Here is a 19,337-nt window from a genome sequence, read left to right as displayed (position 1 = left end):
GAAAAGCCTTTTCCGATCTGGAAAAGGCTTTTCTGCTTTTAGGATTACTTATTTGTCCCCACCAGTAGGATCAGCTGCTGGTTTGGGCACCCCTCTCCAGATGGAGAGGGGCCGGGGGTGAGGTGGCTACTGCCAGGTAATAGACCGGGATGCCGAGGAGCGTGATGATCAGGCCCGGCCAGGTGAATTTGGGCTTGTACACGATCAGCAGGCTGCAGAAGGCCAGACCCATAAGGATGTACAGGATGGGCAGCACGGGGTAGCCAAACGCCTTGTAGGGCCGGTCGGCATGGGGGCGCTTTTTGCGCAGGACGAAGATGCCCGCGATGGTCAGCATGTAAAAGCCCACCACCACGAAGGAGATCATGTCGAGCAGGTCGCCATAGCGGCCGCTCAGGCACCAGCCGCAGGCAATGAGGCACTGCATCCAGAGGGCATAGCCGGGAACCGCATTTTTATTCAGTGTGCCCACCTTTCTGAAGAACAGGCCGTCGGTGGCCATGGTATAATACACCCGGGCGCCGGCCAGGATAATGCCGTTGTTGCAGCCGAAGGTGGAGACCATGATCATCAGGGCGATGGTGATGGTGCCGGCATTGCCGAAAATATTCCGGGCGGCCGTTACCGCCACGCGGTCCTTGTCGGCAGTGGCAATTTCGTGCAGGGGCAGCACCGCCGTATACACCATATTGGTAGCGATATAGAGCAGGGTCACCACCAGGGTGCCGAGAAACAGGCTGAGGCCGATGTTGCGTTTGGGGTTGCGCACCTCCCCGGCAATGAAGGTGACGTTGTTCCACGAGTCGCTGCTGAAGATGGTGCCCACCATGGCGGCGGCGATGGCGCCCAGGGCGGCCATGGTGGTGTAGGCCGACGTGCCGCCGCCGGGGTTCAGGGGCTGCAGGCTCCAGGGGCGGCTCCAGTTGGCCTGCCATACGTCGGCATTGAAGGCGGTCAGCCCGAAAGCCAGCAGGGCGAAGATGCTCAGGAGCTTGGCCAGCGTAAAGGTGGTCTGGATCATCTTGCCGCTTTTGATGCCGCGGGTATTGATGTAGGTAAGCAACGTAATGACCCCGATTGAGAGCAGTTGGGCCGGCGATACCGCCAAAGAGCCGATGCGCAGGGCCACCCGATCCTCGCTGAGGAAGGGCAGGAGGTAGGCGGTGAACTTGGCAAACGCCACCCCCACGGCGGCGATGGTGGCCGTCTGGATGACGGTGAAAAAGCTCCAGCCGTACAAAAAGCCGATGAGGGGATTATAGGCTTCTTTTAAGTAAACATACTGGCCGCCGGCGCGGGGGAATAGGGCACTTAGTTCGCCATAGCTCAGGGCCGCCGTTAAGGTCATGAACCCGGTAAGGAGCCATACGGCGATCAGCCAGCCGCTGCTGCCCACGTTGCGGGTGATGTCGGCGCTGACGATAAAGATGCCCGAGCCGATCATGGAGCCGGCGACGATCATGGTCGCATCCAGCAGTTTCAAGGAAGGTTTGAAGGAGGAGGTAGACATAAGGCAATTCCAAAGTTTTCGTTAGGGCCGGAAGGTAGCCAATCCGGCGGAGCCCCATTGACCGTCCATTAACCGGTTGGAGAGGATTTTCGGCCGGATTTTAACCGGCAGGCCCCCGGGAGGATGCCCGTATTTTAACCCAAAACAGGTTTCGGAGCCGCATTTTAACCGGATTTTGCCCACTACTACGCATATTTTCGCATCTCTGCAAGGCTTTAACGTTTATTAAGGTTAATTTAAGTAAATTGGATGCCTTCCCGTTTTACCATTGAAAACCATCGACTAATGAAAGTATTGCCATTCACCATCCCTGTATCGCACGACAAAACTGTCATCGTTAAAGACGAAGTGCTGGAGTATTTTTACCCCCATTTGCACCGCCATGAGGAGATCCAGATCACCCTGATCCAGAAAGGAGAGGGTACCCTGCTGGTGGGGAACCACATGCATGCCTTCGGGGCCAACGAGATCTACCTGATCGGCGCCAATGTGCCCCATGTATTCAAAAGCGACCCGTCCTATTTTTCGGCCAAGGGCAACAAAAGGGTGGAGTCGCTGACCATTTTCTTCAGCACCAAGGGTAAGCTGGCCTCCCTGTTCGAGCTGCCCGAGCTGAAAAACGTGCACGCTTTTTTCTCCAGTTTTTACAACGGGTTCAAGATCCCGCCCTCCTCCTTCGCCGACATTTCCGCCAAGATCCTGAGCATGAAATACGCCAGCGGCCTGGACCAGCTGATGCAGTTTTTCCAGCTGCTGAAATCCCTCAGCACCCTGGAGAACGTCAACCCCCTGACGCCGGGAACGGAGCGCAAGTCGCTCAGCGACTACGAAGGCATGCGGATCAGCAACGTCTATAATTACATTTTGCAGAATTACAACCGCGACCTGACGCTGGAAGAAGTGGCCGAGGCGGCCTACATGACGCCCCAGGCTTTCTGCCGCTACTTTAAAAAGCACACCCAGCTGACCTTTGTGTCGTTCCTGAACGAGGTCCGCATCAACGAAGCCTGTAAAAAGCTCATTGAAGGCGGCTACGACAGCGTTTCCTCCGTGGCCTACGACTGCGGTTTCAATAGCATCACCAACTTCAACCGGGTGTTCAAATCCGCCACCGGCAAGTCGCCCCGCGAATACATTGCTTCGTATATGAGTAATTTGAATTAGGCCGGGGGTGAGGTAAAATCCGGTAACTATCAGCAAAGAAATGAGCAGTGTGTTTTCCTGTTCCCGTGTAGCTTTAATCTCTGCTCACGTCACTATTTCATTGTCCCTTTAAATGAACCGCATGAAAGCTATACGATTCTTACGTATGGGCGCCGTCTCCCTGCTGGCGGCCGCCGCGTCCCTGCCTGCAGGGGCCCAAATGCCTTCCGGCCCGGCCCAGGCAGGCGGCACCCCGCCGCTGACCACCCGTCCCAACCTGGCAGTGGTGGCCAATACCTCCAGCTCGGTCCGCTATGGCGCCCCCCTCAACGGCCTCAACGACGGCCTGGCGCCCACCAATACCGGCAACCGCCGGGGCGGCGGCAACCGCGTCATGCCCCGCTCGAACATGTGGGTGCAGTACGAATGGAGCCAGCCCGTCAGCACAAAAGAGGTGGCTCTTTTCTGGTGGAACTATAACAGTAACCTGCGCCTGCCCGAAGCCTACCGCATCCAGTACTGGGACGGCAACAGCTTTGTGCCGGTGAAAAATGCCTCGGGCCTGGGACGGACCAACAACCAGCTCAATGCCACCACCTTCGACGAGGTGACTACTACCCGCCTGCGCGTGGAGCTGGATTCGGCCGACCGCAGCACCGCCACCCTGCTGGAGTGGATCGTATTTCCTTCCGCCAACTCGCCCGCCCACCCGCCCGTGGTGACCGCCGGCGGCGACCGCGACGTGATGACGGGCGGCAAGACCTACCTGTCGGGAATGGTGAAGTCCGTGACCCCCGTGGAAAAGCTGGCCTGGAGCAAGCTGTCCGGCCCCGGCAATGTATCCTTCAGCAATACCGGCTCGAAAGAAGCCACGGCTACGTTTTCCGCCCCCGGCGAATACGTGCTGCAGCTGAAAGCCGCCGAAGGCAAGCTCAATGCCGCCTCTACCCTCAAAGTAAAAGTGCACCAGCCGCCCAAAGAAAAACGCCTGGACGTGGTGTACACCAAACGCTATAAAATTGACTCGAAGCTGTGGAACGACCGGGCCAAGGCCATGATCACCAACTGGATCCCCTTCTGCATCGACCAGTGCGAGCGCACCGACCTCACTTCCGGCGAAGGCGGCATCGACAACTTCATTGAAGCCGCCAAGGCCAACCGCGGTGAAGCCCACGCCCGCCACAAGGGTTATGTATTCTCCAACGCCTGGGTGCACCAGACCGTGGAGTCGATGTGCATTGCCCTGATGGTCGATCCGCAGGGCGACAAGGAGATCATCGCCGCCCAGGAAAAGATGAAAAAGACCCTGGACAAATGGATCCCCATCATCCTGGCGGCCCAGGAGCCGGACGGTTATTTGCAAACCGCCTTTACGCTCCGCGATACCGCCCGCTGGCAGCAGCGCTGGTCGCCCCGCAACCGCGGCGACCACGAAGGGTATGTAGCCGGCTACTTCATCGAATCGGCCATCAACCACTACACCCTTACCGAAGGCAGGGACAAACGCCTGTACAATGCGGCCAAAAAGCTGGCCGACTGCTGGGTGGCCAACATCGGCCCGGGTAAAAAAGACTGGTACGACGGCCACCAGGAAATGGAGCAGGCCCTGGTACGCTTCGGCCGCTTCGTGAACGACATGGAAGGCAAGGGCAGCCACGGCGACAGCTACATCAGCCTGGCGAAGTTCCTGCTCGACAGCCGCCGCGACGGCAGCGAGTACGACCAGAGCCATGTGCCGGTGCAGCAGCAGTACGAGGCCGTGGGCCATGCCGTACGGGCCACCTATAACTATTCGGCCATGGCCGACGTGGCCGCCGAAACCGGCGACGTGGACTACCAGAGCGCCGTGATGTCGCTGTGGAGCAACATGGTCAACAAAAAATATTACCTCACCGGCGGCATCGGCAGCGGTGAGACCTCGGAAGGCTTTGGCGGCAACTATTCGCTGCGCAACAGCGCCTATTGCGAGTCCTGCTCCAGCGCCGGCCTGATCTTCTTCCAGTACAAGATGAACCTGGCCTACCACGACGCCAAGTATGCCGACCTTTATGAAGAAACGATGTACAATGCCCTGCTGGGTTCCCTGGACCTGGAAGGAAAGCATTTTACCTATACCAACCCGCTTTCTTCCTCGCAGGCCCGCTACGAGTGGCACGTATGTCCCTGCTGCGTGGGCAACATCCCCCGTACGCTGCTGATGATCCCCACCTGGACCTATGTCACCGGCAACGACGGCCTGTACGTGAATATGTTCGTGGGCAGCACCATCAAAGTAGAAAGAGTGGTGGGCACCAACGTGGAAATGGTGCAGAAGACCGACTATCCCTGGAGCGGCAAGGTATCCATGGTGGTGAACCCCGAAGCTTCCAAAGAATTTACGGTGTATGTACGGGTGCCCAACCGCACCACCAGCGAGCTGTATACGCCCACGCCGCAGGTGCAGGGACTGAAATCGCTGTCGGTAAACGGCAAGTCCGTGTCGCCGAAGATCGTCAACGGCTATGCCCTGATCCGCCGGGTGTGGAAGAAGGGCGATAAGATCGAGCTGGAGCTGCCCATGGAGATCCAGAAGGTGAAAGCCGACGATCGTATTGAAGCCGACCGCGACCGGGTGGCGCTGCGCTACGGGCCCCTGGTGTACAACGTGGAAAAGGCCGACCAGCCCAATATCGACCAGGCCATCGGCTCCGCGCCGCTGAAGGCCGAATGGCGGCCCGACTTCCTGAGGGGGGTGATGGTGATCAAGGGCACCTGGTATGACGGCACGCCGCTGCTGGCCATTCCCAACTTCGCCCGCCTCAACCGCCTGCAGCCCACGCCTTACCCGCAATCCGAAAGAGCTACGCAGCCCACGCGGCCCAATGAGCCGCCACAGCCGGTGATCAACCGGGGGCCAGCTTCCGCCGTATGGATCAAGGAAAAATAAAAAGCAAAACGTACAAGCATACTTTCAGACAAGCAATCGCCGCGCCCTGTTTCTACAGGGCGCTTTTGTTTTTAGGAAAGCTTTTTGGGCAACAATTATAAAGCTGGCGACCACCTTTAAAACTGTCATGCCGAACGCAGTGAGGCATCTCCCCGGGATAGAAAAGCTGCATCTATTCGCAGGCGGGCTTTCCTGTATCTGGAAAAAGCATTTCGTGCCCCGGGGAGATGCCTCACTGCGTTCGGCATGACAGTCTGATTATTGTGTGGCCGCCTGTATTTCAGCGGCCAGAATGATCGCACTACTTATAGGGTCTACTTCACCAGCCAGGCTACGGCCGGCCCGTTGAACGGGGCGGTCACTTCGCCGCCGGAAACTTTCTTTTTTGCGGCAGGAATGAGGGCCCCTGTTGCGGGGTTGATCCATTGGATGCGGTAGGTGTTTTTATCACCTGTTATAGTTAGTTGCACCTTGCCGGAAGGGCTGAAGAGGATGTAGCCGGTACCTGGCTTGCCCAGCACGTATTGCGGGGCGGCAGCGTTCGTTACCGGCAGCGGGGCCATTTGGGCGGCCGCCGCGTAAAAAGCTTTGTCCGCAATGGGCGGCAGGTGGGCCAGCGAGCCGCCGCCCATGAAGGCGGCCCATTCGGACAGGGGGGCGCCCCCGCGGGAGTACACGATGGCTTTACCGGGGTATTTGTTGCGGAACTCGCTGACCGCCCGGTAGATCTGTTCCCAGGAAGTTTCGCCCACCTCCATGATGCGGGCGATCTGGCGGGTGGCCAGGCTTTGCCCGCCTGCCGGGGCAAACAGGCTGCCGTCCCTGCGGTACTGCCACTGCAGCACGTCGATGCCGTCCACCAGGGCGGCGCGCAGGGGGTCGGCCAGGATGGCGTCCTGCACATCTTTGGTGCCCGGCAGCAGCACCTTCACGTCCTGCCCGTGCTCCCGTTCCCATTCGCCGATCACGTCCAGCCAGAACTGGACAAAGTGCAGCGGGCCGGTATACTCCAGCCCGAGGTGGTGGATGATGTTGGTATTGCCTTTAAAGTTGTCGAGACTTTTGCGGATATAGGCCCGGTGCAGCTGCCGGCGTACCGGGTGGGAGGTGTCGTAAAATTCTTCGGCCATGTATACCCGTTTGTCCCCGGCATAGGCGGTGTTCTCGGCAAAGCCCGTGTTGTTGATGTTGTTGGCCGAGCGCCAGGGATAGTCGGCCCAGTGGGCGCCTTCCTCGATGATGTTGTGCTGCAGGTAATGCTCCTGTATGTAGAGCAGTCCTTTCTGGTCGGCCAGGCCGGCAAAGCGCTGCAGGCGCAGCCAGTACCAGGAGTTCCATTGGGTCAGGTCGTAGCGGCTCAGGCGGTCGAAGGCCTCGCCCTGGCCGCTGCGGCTGAAGGGCTGTTCGTAAAAAGGCGCCCATACGTCGGCATCCGCCCGGCGGGTGCGGGCATGGTCGTCGCGGCGGCGCTCGTACCAGAGGGCGGGAAAGCTTTGGAAGGCAACGGTGTGGGAGCGGATCATGTCGGCGACCACCGTATCCAGGTCGTCGGTCAGGCCCCTGCCGGTGCGGCCCGGCACGAACCGCACCAGGTTGGGGGCGGCCGTGGCCACCTCTTTGGGGCGGGTGTTGCCGCGCCAGAGCGAGGTGCGTCCCTTGCGGCCGGCCAGCACGCCCTTGCCGCTGACGATCCAGCCGTTAGCAAGCGCTACCGCTGGCGCCGTTGGCGCTTGGTCAGGCGCTGGTTTCCCACCGATGGCTTCCAGGGGTTTTGCTCCCGATACATTGTTGTGGATCGGGTATTGGGCGATCATGCTGTCGATCCAGGCGTCCATCGTCAGGTCGGGCAGGCGCGAGCGGCGGCTCAGTTCGGCTGCCAGGGCAGGGGAGGGGGCGGCGGTGCGGTCCGTTTCGTAGACGAGGATTTTTTCCGCTTCGGGCGACTTCCGGCCGGTGCGGGCTTCCAGCTGGGCATAAAAAAGGCTTTCGGGCTTCAGGAAGGAGCGGGGCTGCTCGTGGCGGCCGTTGCCGTAGCCCTGCGCCCAGCTGCCGTAGGCCCAGTTTTGCGCCGTGGGCGGGGCCGCCAGGTGCAGCTGGGCGGCCCGGCACTGCCAGGCCATGGAGTTGGCTGCCGTCCAGCCGCCACCCTGCCCGTCCACGTCGCGGTAGGCAAAGCTGATGTTGCCGCCGTCTACCGTCACCTTGTCGAACAGCACACCGGTGGCCCAGCCGCCCAGGGCGCCGCTGAAGTTCAGGGGCAGGGAGGCATAGCACTGCACAAAGGCATTGGGACCGGCCGCTGTAAACCCTGTGGAAAAAGGGTGGTAGCCGTATTGGGAAAAACAGCGCTGGAACAGCACCTGCTGGCCCAGGCTGTGAAACGACATGCGGCGGTAGGCGCCCGCTTCCCCTACGGGGGCCAGGGACTTGCAGTCCTCCACCGTAATGCGGTGGGCGGTTTCCCAAACCGCTACGGCCGAACTGACGAAGTGCTCCGCCACTACCCGGCGCACCCAGGCGTCGCGAACATTGTCGAGGGTGATGGCCATCCAGCGGTGGTTCTCGTCCCTGGGGTGGGCCGCATCGAAGGCGGAGGTGCACCGCAGGTTTTCCACTCCTACATTGCGGAGCTGGCCGGGCCAGGCGTAGCGGGCCACCGTGCCGCCGCCATAGGCCCCATCCAGGGCATTGGTGAGCGGGGCGTCGAGCGTGATGGCGGTGGGGCTGACGGCCGTTACGGTGCGGTACCACCGCAGGTCGGCGTCGCCGGGTTCCCATTTGGTCAGGGGGTAATCTACAAAAGTGCCGATCTTGTCGGCGCCCAGCTTTTCGATCCATTCTTTGGTGGAGGGCCGGGTCACCAGCACGGCATCGCCCACCTTGAAGGTATGGGCGTTGGTAAAGGTGAGCTGGATGGTGTTTACGGGAAAATAAGTGTGCGCCACCGGTATTGGCGCTTCCGTTTTGCGGTCGTCCGTACCGGTGATGCGGATCAGGGTTTCGCGGTCCGTGCCCGTAGCCACCAGCACCGTTCCGTCCTTTTGGGAGCCGCTGCCCCGGAGCACCACGCCGGAAGTGCGGAGGTAGAGCGAGCCTTCCAGCTCGAAGGTGCCTTTTTGGAGCAGCACCGCCCCGCGGAAGCCGTCTTTGCCCGGCGGCAGGGAGGCCACATAGTCGAGGGCGGCCTGAATTTTTTGGGTGGCGTCGCCCTTCAGGGCCGGCACGACTACTTTCACCGGTACGTCGGGGATTGGCGCTTCGGACAGGCGGTAGCCGCAAAAGGAGAAGTCGGGGACCCGGTCGCCTTTGGTAGTGGCGGTGTAGCTGAGGGTGCCTCCCGGTCCGATCCGGATAGGAGCTGTTGTATCCGAAGAGGGCTGGGCAAAGGAAAAGACGGGGGAAGCGGCCAGCAGCAGAGCGGCCGCCAGGGTTCTGGCAGGGTGTGCAATCATGTTATCAGCGGGGTTTAGAAGCCTGTAATGGCCCCGCTAAAATAAGGGTAAAGTAGGGAGTGCAGGCTGCCGCCCGGCCGTTACAGGCTGTTTATTTTCCGGCAGAAATCGTTGGTGTACTCCAGGATCATGGTAGGAAGGGCTTCCTTCAGGCGGGCGGTGCCGGGCTCCGCCTGGCTTCTGCTGATCAGCTCCCGGGCAATACCTTCCAGCTGCTGTTGGAGCAGGGTGGCGTACCGGCCGCGCAGTTGCTGGAAAACGTTCTCATCGCCCTGTCGGTCCAGCGAGGCGATGGACGTTTGAAAACTGCTGAATGTTGTAAAAAATACGCTGCTGGCCCGGTTGTTAAATTCTACCTTCAGGGATTCCATGCTGTTGGTCATGATCGGTCAATTAAAGAACGTGCGCCTGCGCCACCGTTTTCCTCCCCGGCCACCGGATGGGTGGTTGTTGCCGTCCGTGCGGCCAGGGTGCCAGGGGCAAAGGAACATACGGATGCCGGGGATTAATACCTCTTTTTCGAGCCTTTTTTCTTCAGGCGGGTGCCGGGAAAGCCGAAATTTTTATACAGGCTGTTGCCTACGGGGTAGGAGCCTTTGCGTTCGGTGGTCGGGGCTTCTGCCACGGTCAGCGCCCGGCTTTCCAGTTCGGTGCCGTTTAACCGGTCAATGGCGTTCAGGGCTTCGGTGCTGTCGGGCATTTCTACGAAGGCAAACCCCCGGGGCTGGCCGGTAAACGCATCCGTTACCACTTCGGCCGCACTGACCGGGCCGTACTGTTGAAATAATGCTGTTAGTTGCTCATGGGTAACTTTAGGGTCCAGGTTGGAAATGCGAATATTCATTATTACTGTTTACAGGTGAAAAATAGGGGCGGAAGGGGGCCGGATCAGGAGACTTCCTCTTCGAAGGCGTCCTTATATAAGAGCAGCCGGGAGAAGTCCGAACCGCTGAAGATCTTGGCCAGGTTGATATCCTTGGTTTTGTGCCACTGGTCAAAATGGGTGCGGGTAACGATGCGCCAGAGGTTTTTTGACTTCAGGTGGTTGTAATCATTATCCTTCACGAAAAGCCCGTATACCGCGTCCCTTTTTTTAAAAGAGATCTTGATGCAAAAGGATCCCGGGGTCTCCTCCCTGCTCAGGAATTGTTCAATTTCTTCAATATTCATAAATCAAATGATTGAGGTTGTTCAACGAATGTTTCCCTGTTCCAACAGCAGGCGGTGACGCCCCCGGGAACAAGGCTGGCAAACAGCTTCGTAGCTAACATAATGCAAGAGGTAAAGCAAACAGCAAAAAAGGAAACAGGTGCAAGGGAACAGATCGTAACTCCAGTGCGCAGGATGCTAAAACTCAGACGAAAACTCCCGGAAGGTAGGCTTAAATATCGGGGGGGACAAATAAAATGTAAGCGAACTCATCTATTTGCCCCCTTCAAAAGCCCCGGGGACAAGGCCCCGCCGCCGGCCTGTTCCCCGTTTTCGGTCAGGCGGGGCCGGTAGGGGAATGACCTTAAAGCTCTGCAGTACAAGGCCCTGTTCGGCAATTTATCAATTTGTTGGCTGTGGTTCTAGGTTTATTTCCTATCTTCATCCGGCTAAATTGAGCTTCGCATCAGTAAAATGTTAATTATTCTGCTTTCCGGCATCGTAGTTTACTTACTCGTGCCTTCCTCATATCTATTTATATCTTAAACAGCAAGCATGAACATTTATGTATCGAACTTAAGCTTCAATATCCAGGATGAAGACTTAAGAGAAATTTTCGCAGAATTCGGTGAAGTTAGCTCCGCTAAAGTGATCACGGACAAACTTACCGGCAAATCCCGCGGCTTCGGCTTCGTGGAAATGAGTGATGACGAGGCCGCCCGGAAAGCCATTTCCGAGCTGGACAACGGCACACTGGACGGCCGCAACATCAAGGTGACCGAAGCTCGTCCCAAAGAAGATCGTCCTGCCCGCAGCGGCGGTGGCGGTGGCTTCCGCGGCAACGGCGGCGGCGGCTTCAAAAGCGGCGGTGGCTTCAACAAAAACCGCTGGTAATATCGTATTGAGAAGGGACCTCCGGCAGCCGGAGGTCTTTTTTTGTTTCCCGCAACGCGGACCGGCAGCGACCGCAGCGGCAGCGGGCATTCCCGGCAAACCTGCCGGAAGAGCTTTATGTGAAAGCTTTTTATGATTAAAAAACAAGCATGGCAAAATCAAAAGAATCCTATTCCAAAAGGGAAAAAGAAAAACAACGGCTGAAGCAGCAGGAAGAAAAAAAAGAAAAAAAAGAACAGCGCAAAGCCAACGCCTCCAAGGGCAAATCACTGGAGGACATGATGGCCTATATTGATGAGAACGGCAACATCAGTTCTACCCCGCCCGATGAAAGTAAAAAGAAGGTGTTCAATGTAGAAGACATCGAAATCGGCGTGCCCAAACACACCGAGGAAGAGTCGGATGAGCCCGGACGCAAAGGGGTGGTCAGCTATTTTAACGAATCCAAGGGCTTTGGATTCATCAGCGACCAGGCTACCGGCGAGCGGGTGTTTTTTCATGTCAACAACCTGCAGGAGCGCATTTCGGAAAATGACCAGGTGACCTTTGAAACCGAAAAAGGACCCCGGGGACCAAATGCGATCAACGTAAAGAAAAAGACAAGCTAAAGGTTCGGGCGGCACCGGCAGGCAGGCGCGCTGCCGGGCGGTCCCTCGCCCGGTAAACGGACCTGCAGTTCCCTGCCCTGTTCCTGGCGGCGCGTTTTTTCCCGGCAATAGCAGGCACCCCTCTTATTTTCCCACCCTTCTCCATTACCTACTGCCTGCATCCTGCCGCTATGCCATAGCTGTCGGCAAGCACTGCCGGCTATCACTCTTTTACTATGGCAAAAGTCACCTTTAACAATACCAACAACCAGTTTTTCCAGTCGCTGAAGCAATCCGTAGAGCGCTATTTCAAGACTACGGGTTTGAAAAAGACCGGCAACTGGCGGTTGTACCTCAAGACACTCATCCTGGTGCCGCTGGCCCTCGGCCTGTACATTACCCTGCTGGCCGGTTTCCTGCCCCCCGTCCTCCGCCTCCCGGGTTGTGCCCTGCTGGGTTTTGCCATCGCCTGTATCGGCTTTAACGTCATGCATGATGCCTGCCACGGCAGTTACTGCAGCCGCAAATGGATCAACCACCTGCTGGGGCTTACCATGAATGCCATGGGAGGAAACGCCTTTTTCTGGAAACAGAAACACAATATCCTGCACCATACCTATACCAATATCGAAGGAGCCGATGACGACATTGCCCAAAGCAAGCTGTTGCGCCAGAGTCCCACCCAGCAGTGGCGGCCGATCCACCGCTACCAGCACCGCTACCTGCCCTTGCTGTATGCCTTGACCCTTTTTACGTGGGTCAGCGTCGGGGACTTTCGAAAATATTTTTCCCGCAAAATTCACAATACGCCCCTTCAGTCCATGGACCGCAGCGAGCATATCACCTTTTGGGTCAGCAAGCTGCTGTACGTGGTCTTTTATATCCTCCTGCCCATTCTTAGCGTAGGCCCGCTGGCCTGGCTGGCCGGTTACCTGGTGATGGGGGTTACCACCGGTATCGTCACCACGTATGTATTCCAGCTGGCCCATGCCGTGGAAGGGCCTGAGTTTGATTCGGTAGGCATGGACGACCGCACGATCCAGACCGAGTGGGCTATCCACCAGATCAGGACCACCGCCAATTTTGCACCCCGCAACAAGGTCATTACCTGGCTGGCCGGCGGGTTGAACTTCCAGGTAGAGCACCACCTGTTTCCCCGCATCAGCCATATTCACTACCCTGCCCTGAGCAAGATCGTGGAGGAGCACTGCCAAAAATTCCAGCTTCCTTATCATTGTTTTCCCAGCCTGGCCACGGCGGTTGCTTCGCATGTGCGTACCATGAAGCTGCTGGGCCAGAAGAATTAAAAGGCGCCCGCCCCAACGCGCTATCGAAGGAGCGGGCACTTCCTCAAAATTTCCTGTACACGAAATTATCGAACAGTACCCTGCCCTTACCAAAGGCAAAGAGGCCGGCACGCAGGCTCATGAAGCCGCCGAAGATGTTGTGGTTGAAGCCCGTGGCGTCGATGGAGCGCTCCACCCGCGTCCAGTCGGTGCCGTTGGCGCTGAAATAAAAGCTGATCTCGTTCTCGTCGTTCCGGATCTTCAAAAAACCATGATTCCCCAGGCCGTTCTTTTCGCTGATCTTGCGGGCCTTCTGGTTGTAAACGGAGAACTGCTGCGCATCCACGGAAATGCGCATGTTGCCCTGCTCGTTGTAAAAAAGCGTAAGGCCGGCGGTAGCACCCTCTTCCAACGTATATTCCACCTGCACCTCGTAGCGGCGGTCGGCGGCGTTCACCAGCAGCGGCGGACTGTCGTCGAAGGAAGCGCCCCGGGCGGTCATTTCCAGGCGGCCGTCCTTCAGCTGCACCCGTTCGGCAGGCAGGCTTTTAAATGACTGCCACTGCAGTCCCAGGCTGGGGCCGGAAAAGTCGTCCGACAGGCCCGTGGCCTGTGGCGAAGCGGCGCCTGCCGGTCGTGGAAGCGGGGCTTCGGCCGATGCGCCCGCCGGCACGCGGAACCAGCCGTCCTTCGTCCATTCGATGGGCAGCATCAGGGTCTGGCGGCCCAGCGTCTGGAAGTATTTTTCATAACCATGGTACAAGATCCACCACTTGCCGTTGACATCGTCCACCAGCGTGCCATGGCCCTGGTTCCACCAGCGCTCGGCCCTGCTTTTCGTGTGTACAATAGGGTTATAGGGCGAGTTTTCCCAGGGGCCGAAAGGCGAGCGGGAGCGCCCCGATACCACCATGTGCGCCGTGGCGGGACCGGCAGTGCCGCCTTCGGCCACCGTCTGGTAAAACCAGCCGTCCTTCACCGTCGACTTGGGCGATTCCAGGCAATAGCATTCCGTGCTCCATTCCTTCGGGTACTGCCATCCCTGGTAGCCCGGGCGGGGTTCGCCCACGGTGGACCGCCCGTCCTCGGACAGCTGGACGATATAGCCTTTGGACAGGTACAGGTAGCGCTTGCCGTCCTTATCCACCACGTGGCCGGGGTCGATAAAGCCGGTCAGCTTCAAGTCCACCGGCTCCGACCAGGGGCCCTGGGGCGAGGGGGCCGTCACCACCCAGTTGGTTTTGTTGGCTGGGAAATAAATGTACCAGGTGTCTTTGTGTTTAATAAGGTCGGGGGCCCAGACCGAGCCGACATTGCGCTGGAGGGCAAAGGCCAGCCGCTTCCAGTGCACCAGGTCGGTGGAATGCCATACCAGCAGTCCCGGGTAGTACTCGAAGGAGGAGTGGGTCATGTAATAGTCCTTCCCGTCGCGGAAGATGGAGGGGTCGGGATAGTCGCCTCCCAGGACGGGGTTGGTATACGAGGCGGCCGCCCGGGCCGCCGGGGCGGAAGCGTTTGCGGGCTTTTTCTGGGCCAGGGCGGGCGCCTGGGACGCGTGCAGCAGGAACAGCAGGCAGGCCGCACGTTGGAGGGTTTTCGTTGCGTTCATCGTTTGTTGTTGGAAGGCCAATTTAGGCAATGCGGGCTAAACCACCCGCTCCTGTTGAGCCGGCCCTGCACCCCCCGCCCGGCGCAGGGCAACGCTTTTGTCTTTGGAGAAGGGAAAAGCAATCGTTACTTTGTGTAAAATTGGACCGGCAAGGGTGAATGCCTGAGCTGGCAGCGCTCTCTTCTCCCGGCCCAACAAGATGCCGTAACCGAAAACTCCGTCCCCTCAAAAGAAACATCCCTTCCCGTACCCGGTTGGTCAACAAAGGAACAAGTGAACCCGTGCGCCTATGGATTCCTGAACGCGGACCTCAGAATCGTCAACGCTCTAAATCCTTATAGATGAAAAGGAACGTTCTCTGCAGTGCCTTGTTGTGCTCAGCCCTCTGGCTGCAGGCCCAAAAAGTAAAGTTGCCCCGGGTGTTTGCCGCTGCGGAAAAGCAGACGGCGGTCATGCTGGACGAGATCCAAAAAGCCAAGGCAAAGCCGGGCAGCGCCGGCCTGGTCTCCCCCCGGTCGCTGGAAAACGGGGAGCTGAAGCTGGTGCCTTCACGCGACTGGACCAGCGGCTTTTTCCCCGGTGTGCTGTGGTACCTCTACGAGTACACCGGCAAGGACCGCTGGCAGCAGCAGGCCCGCAGCTTTACCGCTCCCATCGAGCAGGAGCAATGGAACGGCGCCACGCACGACATGGGCTTCAAGGTGTACTGCAGCGTGGGCAACGGCTACCGCCTCACCGGCGACCCGCACTACAAGGAGGTACTGGTGCAGTCGGCCCGCACCCTGGCCAGCCGCTTCCATCCCGTGGTGGGCACGCTGCGCTCCTGGGACCGCCGCGATAAATGGGGCTTCCCGGTGATCATCGACAACATGCTGAACCTCGAGCTGCTGTTTGCCGCTACCCGCCTGAGCGGGGATTCCTCTTTTTACCGGATCGCCGTCAGCCATGCCACCACCACCATGAAGAACCACTTCCGCCCCGACTACAGCTCGTACCACGTGGTAGACTACGATACCCTCACCGGCAAGGTGGTGAAGCGCACCACCCACCAGGGCTATGCCCATGAGTCGGCCTGGGCCCGCGGGCAGGGCTGGGGCGTTTACGGCTTTACCATGTGCTTCCGCGAAACCCACGATTCCGCCTACCTGCGGCAGGCGGAACATATCGCCGACTTTATCCTGGGCCACCCCCACCTGCCGAAGGACAAGGTGCCGTACTGGGACTTCAATGCGCCCGATATTCCCAAAGCGCCCCGCGATGCCTCGGCGGCCGCCGTGATCGCTTCGGGCCTGTACGAGCTGAGCCGCTACAGCCAGCAGGGCAAGCGCTACCGGGCTGCCGCCGACAAGATGATCAAAAGCCTGACGCGTCACTACCGGGCGCCGATTGGGCAGGCCAAAGGCTTTTTGCTGGTGCACAGTACCGGCCACAAGCCGAACGAAAGCGAAGTGGACGCCCCGCTGAGCTATGCCGATTATTACTACCTCGAAGCCTTGCTGCGCCGCAAAAAGCTGAACGAAAAGAAACCCTGGTGATTTCGGATTTGGGATTTCGGATCCCCTTGACTGCAGAATGAGTTTTACGTATGAGTAAGACACTTTCAACTGTCAAGGGGATCCGAAATCCGACATCCGAAATCCGAAATCCCAATGCCTCCTTCCCCTCCTGAATGCCTTCCCCCCTATAAACGGATCTTCTTTCACCTTAAAGTATATTTTATGAGCAGCATGTACTTTCACAGGAAGCTCCTGTTTTTGGTTTTCCTTCTTTCTTTTTCGTCTTTCCTCCACGCCCAGGTGGTGCCCCATTGGGTGCAGCGGTTTAACGGCGCGGGCAATGGCGCCGACCTGGCCAACGATATTGCCGTGGACGCGGCCGGCAATGTGTATGTGACCGGCAGCAGCAGCGTCAGTGTTTCCACCAGGGATTATGCCACCATTAAATACAATGCGGCCGGCGTGCAGCAGTGGGTGAAATTCTACAACGGCACCGGCAACGCCAGCGACGGGGCTACCGCCATTGCGGTGGACGCGGCCGGCAACGTATATGTGACCGGGTCGAGCCAGGGCCTTGGCTTCTTTAACTTCGATTATGCCACCATCAAGTACGATGCCGCCGGAAATGAACTGTGGGTACGCCGGTATAGCAGCGCCGGCAGTTCCGCCGACAGGGCTACGGCCATAGGAGTGGATGGCGCCGGCAACGTATACGTGACAGGAGCCGCCTTCAGCACGAGCGCTGACCATTCCGACTACGCCACCGTGAAGTATGATGCGGCCGGAACAGAACAATGGGTCCGGGTCTATGACGGCACCGGCAGCAACGACGGCGCCAATGACCTGGCCGTAGACAATGCGGGCAACGTGTACGTGACCGGCTACAGCAACGGTACGGGCACCGACGGCGATTACGCCACCCTGAAGTATTCCACCGCGGGCGTAGTGCAGTGGACGATGCGGTACAATAACAGCGCCGCCAATTCGCAGGACCAGGCCTTTGCCCTTGCCCTGGACGATGCGTATGTGTACGTCACCGGCCAGAGCTTTGAAAGCGGCAGCGGCACGGCCTATGCTACTGTAAAATATGGTGCCGCCGACGGCGCGGAGCAGTGGGTGCGGCGCTACCACCCGGGTACGGGTCCGGACCGGGCCTCCGACATTGCCGTAGATGCCTCGGGCAATGTATACGTTACCGGCACCAGCAACCTCACCGATTCGGACTTTGGCGACGATTTCACTACCGTAAAATATAATGCTGCCGGCCTGCAGCAGTGGGATGCGCGCTATGACGGGCCCGACCAGGATGTGGACCAGGCAAACGCCCTGGCCCTGGATGCCCTGGGCAACGTGTATGTTACGGGCACCAGCGCCAATGTGCTCGAATCTTCGGCCGAGGGCGACTATGCCACCGTTAAGTACAATAACAGCGGCGTGCAGCAGTGGGCAGTCCGCTACGGGGGACCGGGAGGCAGCACCGATATCGCCCAGGCCATTGCCGTGGATGCGCAGGGGTTTGTCTATATCACCGGCTTCAGCCAAGGAGTCACTTCCGATGCCGACTACGCAACCATCAAGTATGCCCAGGTGGTGGCCTGCGGCCCTAAGAGCGACAGGGTGCTGGTATGCCATAACGGCAAAACCGAGCTCTGTATCAATGCCAGTGCGCTGGCGGAACATTTGAACCACGGCGACCTGCCGGGCCCCTGCCCCGCACCTTCCCTTGCCCTCCTGGCCCCGGCGGCCGAAGCCTGCCAGGGCGTTGGCGGTGCCCCAGGCCGCTTCCGGGCATTTGCCGCACCCAACCCCTTTGCTGCCGCTACCCGCATCGGCTATACACTGCCGGTGGACGGGCAGGTATCGGTAAAGATCTTTGACGCGGTGGGCCGCGAGGTGGCCACCCTGGTACAGGCCGGGCAGAAAGCCGGCACGTACACCGCCGTCTTCGATGCGGGCGGCCTGGCCAACGGCCTTTATTATTACCGGGTAAAGTGGAGCGCCGTGCAGGCGGTGCAGGTGCAAACCGGCAAACTGTTCGTGGCCCGGTAAGGGGGGATCAGGGAACAAAAAAAGCAGCACCGTAAGGAGCTGCTTTTTTTGTGGTGTCGTTCCCGCTTTCTGCGGAGGAGCGCAACTTTATCTGACAATAGTGAAGTAGAGGCTGTATTCCGCTCCCAGGGCGTCGCCTACCTTGTTGCGGGTGCCGGCATGGGGCGTAGCTTTCAGGTTATAGCGGCCGGGCTTTGCGTACCAGCCATTGTACCGGCCCGACTCGTCGCCGAATACGGCGTAGGGGCGGCTGTCTTCGTAACGCTCCCGGTTATCGGTACCGCTGATCAGGTTGATCTTTACCACGGTGGCGGTGCCATTGGCCAGGTTGACGCGGAAGTTTACCCGGCTGGCCCTGATCTCGCTCAGGCTGATGGTGGCATCGGGAGAGAGGGTCATAATGTCTTTCTGGGTAGCGGCATTCACCAGGGTAAAGCTGGTCACCTGCTGCTTCGAAGGGTGGATATATCTGTTCGTGTCGACGGGCTGGGGGATGGGCAGGCCCGGGGTGACCCACATGGTGTCTTCGGGTGCAATGGCGCGTTCGGAAATAACGGCATTGTCGTCAGCGCCGGGGGCGGGCTCCAGGTAATCTTTTTTGCTGCAGGAAAACAGGGAAAGGGCAAGGAGGGCGGCGGCGAAGAGGTTTTTGGCGGGGGAGAAGAAATTGTTTTTCATGTGGTGTCAGCGCTTTTCGTTAGCAGAAGGGGTGTGTTTGATTGATGGATCAAAGCTACTATGGAGGCGGTAACCTCACCCGTGGGAATCGGTGAAGCCGTCATTGTTGGGGTTAAATTCCCCCTGAGCTACGCCGGATAGAGCAGGACGGTTATAAGCGAACTCAACCATTTGAAAGCCTGTTATTTTGTTAACTGGTTGATAATCAAATTATAATATTTTTTGGCCCTCCGGCGCCTGCCCGGCATAAAAAAAGCAGCCCGTTGCGGGGCTGCTTTGCTTTATCTGTTTGGGCGGTTTCCCGCTGTGGGTAGTTATTTCACGATAGTGAAGCTTACCGAGTAGGTCGAACCGATGGCCGCACCCATTTTGTCCTTGGTGCCCGAGTAAGGGGTGGACTTCAGGGTATAGCTTCCGGTGCCGGCGCTCCAGGAGTAGTAGTCGCCGCTGCGGTTATCGCCAAAGAGGGCGTAAGGAACCACATCGTCGTAACGGGTCTGGCTCTTGGAACCGCTCAGTACCATCTTCACCACGCAGGAAGTACCATTGGCCATGTTG

General features: G+C 58.7%; 15 protein-coding genes. 7 read left to right on the top strand and 8 right to left on the bottom strand.

Translation table 11 applies throughout. The features are described 5' to 3' along the window. Positions 1–70 precede the first annotated feature (70 nt). Complete coding sequence (locus tag V9K67_RS23770; RefSeq protein ID WP_336727005.1) at positions 71–1,510, bottom strand: APC family permease; 1,440 nt, start codon at positions 1,508–1,510, stop codon at positions 71–73. Between the two features lie 285 nt (positions 1,511–1,795). Between V9K67_RS23770 and V9K67_RS23765 the strand changes: the two genes are divergently transcribed. Together V9K67_RS23765 and V9K67_RS23760 are read left to right on the top strand one after the other, a co-directional pair. Further along, on the top strand, positions 1,796–2,674 hold the full coding sequence (locus V9K67_RS23765; RefSeq protein ID WP_336727003.1) for an AraC family transcriptional regulator: 879 nt from the start codon (positions 1,796–1,798) through the stop codon (positions 2,672–2,674). 121 nt (positions 2,675–2,795) lie between these two features. Then, positions 2,796–5,579, top strand: coding sequence for a glycoside hydrolase family 127 protein (locus V9K67_RS23760; protein ID WP_336727001.1), 2,784 nt, complete (start codon positions 2,796–2,798; stop codon positions 5,577–5,579). A 314-nt stretch (positions 5,580–5,893) separates the two neighbouring features. On the opposite strand, the gene V9K67_RS23755 is transcribed toward V9K67_RS23760, so the two are convergent. From V9K67_RS23755 to V9K67_RS23740, 4 genes are all read right to left on the bottom strand, one after another. Next, entirely contained in the window at positions 5,894–9,031 is a 3,138-nt protein-coding gene (locus V9K67_RS23755; protein WP_336726998.1) for a DUF6298 domain-containing protein, read from the bottom strand. An 80-nt stretch (positions 9,032–9,111) separates the two neighbouring features. Beyond that, on the bottom strand, positions 9,112–9,414 hold the full coding sequence (locus V9K67_RS23750) for a hypothetical protein (RefSeq protein ID WP_336726995.1): 303 nt from the start codon (positions 9,412–9,414) through the stop codon (positions 9,112–9,114). A 122-nt stretch (positions 9,415–9,536) separates the two neighbouring features. Beyond that, a complete protein-coding gene (locus tag V9K67_RS23745; RefSeq protein WP_336726993.1) occupies positions 9,537–9,875 on the bottom strand; it encodes an RNA recognition motif domain-containing protein in 339 nt (112 codons plus the stop codon). Positions 9,876–9,919: 44 nt separating this feature from the next. After that, complete coding sequence (locus tag V9K67_RS23740) at positions 9,920–10,201, bottom strand: short-chain dehydrogenase (RefSeq protein ID WP_336726991.1); 282 nt, start codon at positions 10,199–10,201, stop codon at positions 9,920–9,922. 534 nt (positions 10,202–10,735) lie between these two features. Here V9K67_RS23740 and rbp point away from each other — a divergent pair. From rbp to V9K67_RS23725, 3 genes are all read left to right on the top strand, one after another. After that, complete coding sequence (gene rbp, locus V9K67_RS23735) at positions 10,736–11,074, top strand: RNA-binding regulator (RefSeq protein WP_336726989.1); 339 nt, start codon at positions 10,736–10,738, stop codon at positions 11,072–11,074. Positions 11,075–11,223: 149 nt separating this feature from the next. Beyond that, positions 11,224–11,682: a cold-shock protein gene (locus V9K67_RS23730; protein WP_336726986.1), complete on the top strand. Its 459-nt coding sequence runs from the start codon at positions 11,224–11,226 to the stop codon at positions 11,680–11,682. 215 nt (positions 11,683–11,897) lie between these two features. Beyond that, positions 11,898–12,968 carry a fatty acid desaturase family protein gene (locus V9K67_RS23725; RefSeq protein ID WP_336726985.1) on the top strand — a complete coding sequence of 357 codons (1,071 nt, stop codon included), beginning with the start codon at positions 11,898–11,900 and terminating at the stop codon, positions 12,966–12,968. Positions 12,969–13,011: 43 nt separating this feature from the next. Here the strand turns inward: V9K67_RS23725 and V9K67_RS23720 are convergent, their stop codons facing one another. Then, a complete protein-coding gene (locus tag V9K67_RS23720) occupies positions 13,012–14,556 on the bottom strand; it encodes a family 43 glycosylhydrolase (RefSeq protein WP_336726983.1) in 1,545 nt (514 codons plus the stop codon). A gap of 341 nt (positions 14,557–14,897) precedes the next feature. Between V9K67_RS23720 and V9K67_RS23715 the strand changes: the two genes are divergently transcribed. Continuing rightward, positions 14,898–16,091, top strand: a complete 1,194-nt coding sequence (locus V9K67_RS23715; RefSeq protein ID WP_336726981.1) for a glycoside hydrolase family 88 protein — start codon at positions 14,898–14,900, stop codon at positions 16,089–16,091. A gap of 183 nt (positions 16,092–16,274) precedes the next feature. After that, on the top strand, positions 16,275–18,101 hold the full coding sequence (locus V9K67_RS23710; protein ID WP_336726978.1) for an SBBP repeat-containing protein: 1,827 nt from the start codon (positions 16,275–16,277) through the stop codon (positions 18,099–18,101). Between the two features lie 87 nt (positions 18,102–18,188). On the opposite strand, the gene V9K67_RS23705 is transcribed toward V9K67_RS23710, so the two are convergent. Both V9K67_RS23705 and V9K67_RS23700 read right to left on the bottom strand, forming a co-directional pair. Then, the gene (locus V9K67_RS23705; protein ID WP_336726976.1) at positions 18,189–18,779 is read right to left on the bottom strand and encodes a hypothetical protein; all 591 of its coding nucleotides are present in this window, start codon (positions 18,777–18,779) and stop codon (positions 18,189–18,191) included. 314 nt (positions 18,780–19,093) lie between these two features. Further along, a partial coding sequence (locus tag V9K67_RS23700; protein WP_336726974.1) for a hypothetical protein occupies positions 19,094–19,337 on the bottom strand: 244 nt, incomplete at its 5' end.

Origin of the sequence: Huijunlia imazamoxiresistens, from assembly GCF_037132455.1 — a bacterium.
Lineage (GTDB): Bacteria > Bacteroidota > Bacteroidia > Chitinophagales > Chitinophagaceae > Flavisolibacter > Flavisolibacter imazamoxiresistens.
Note: the sequence above shows the minus strand (reverse complement) of the source record. Positions and strands in the feature narration are given on the sequence as shown.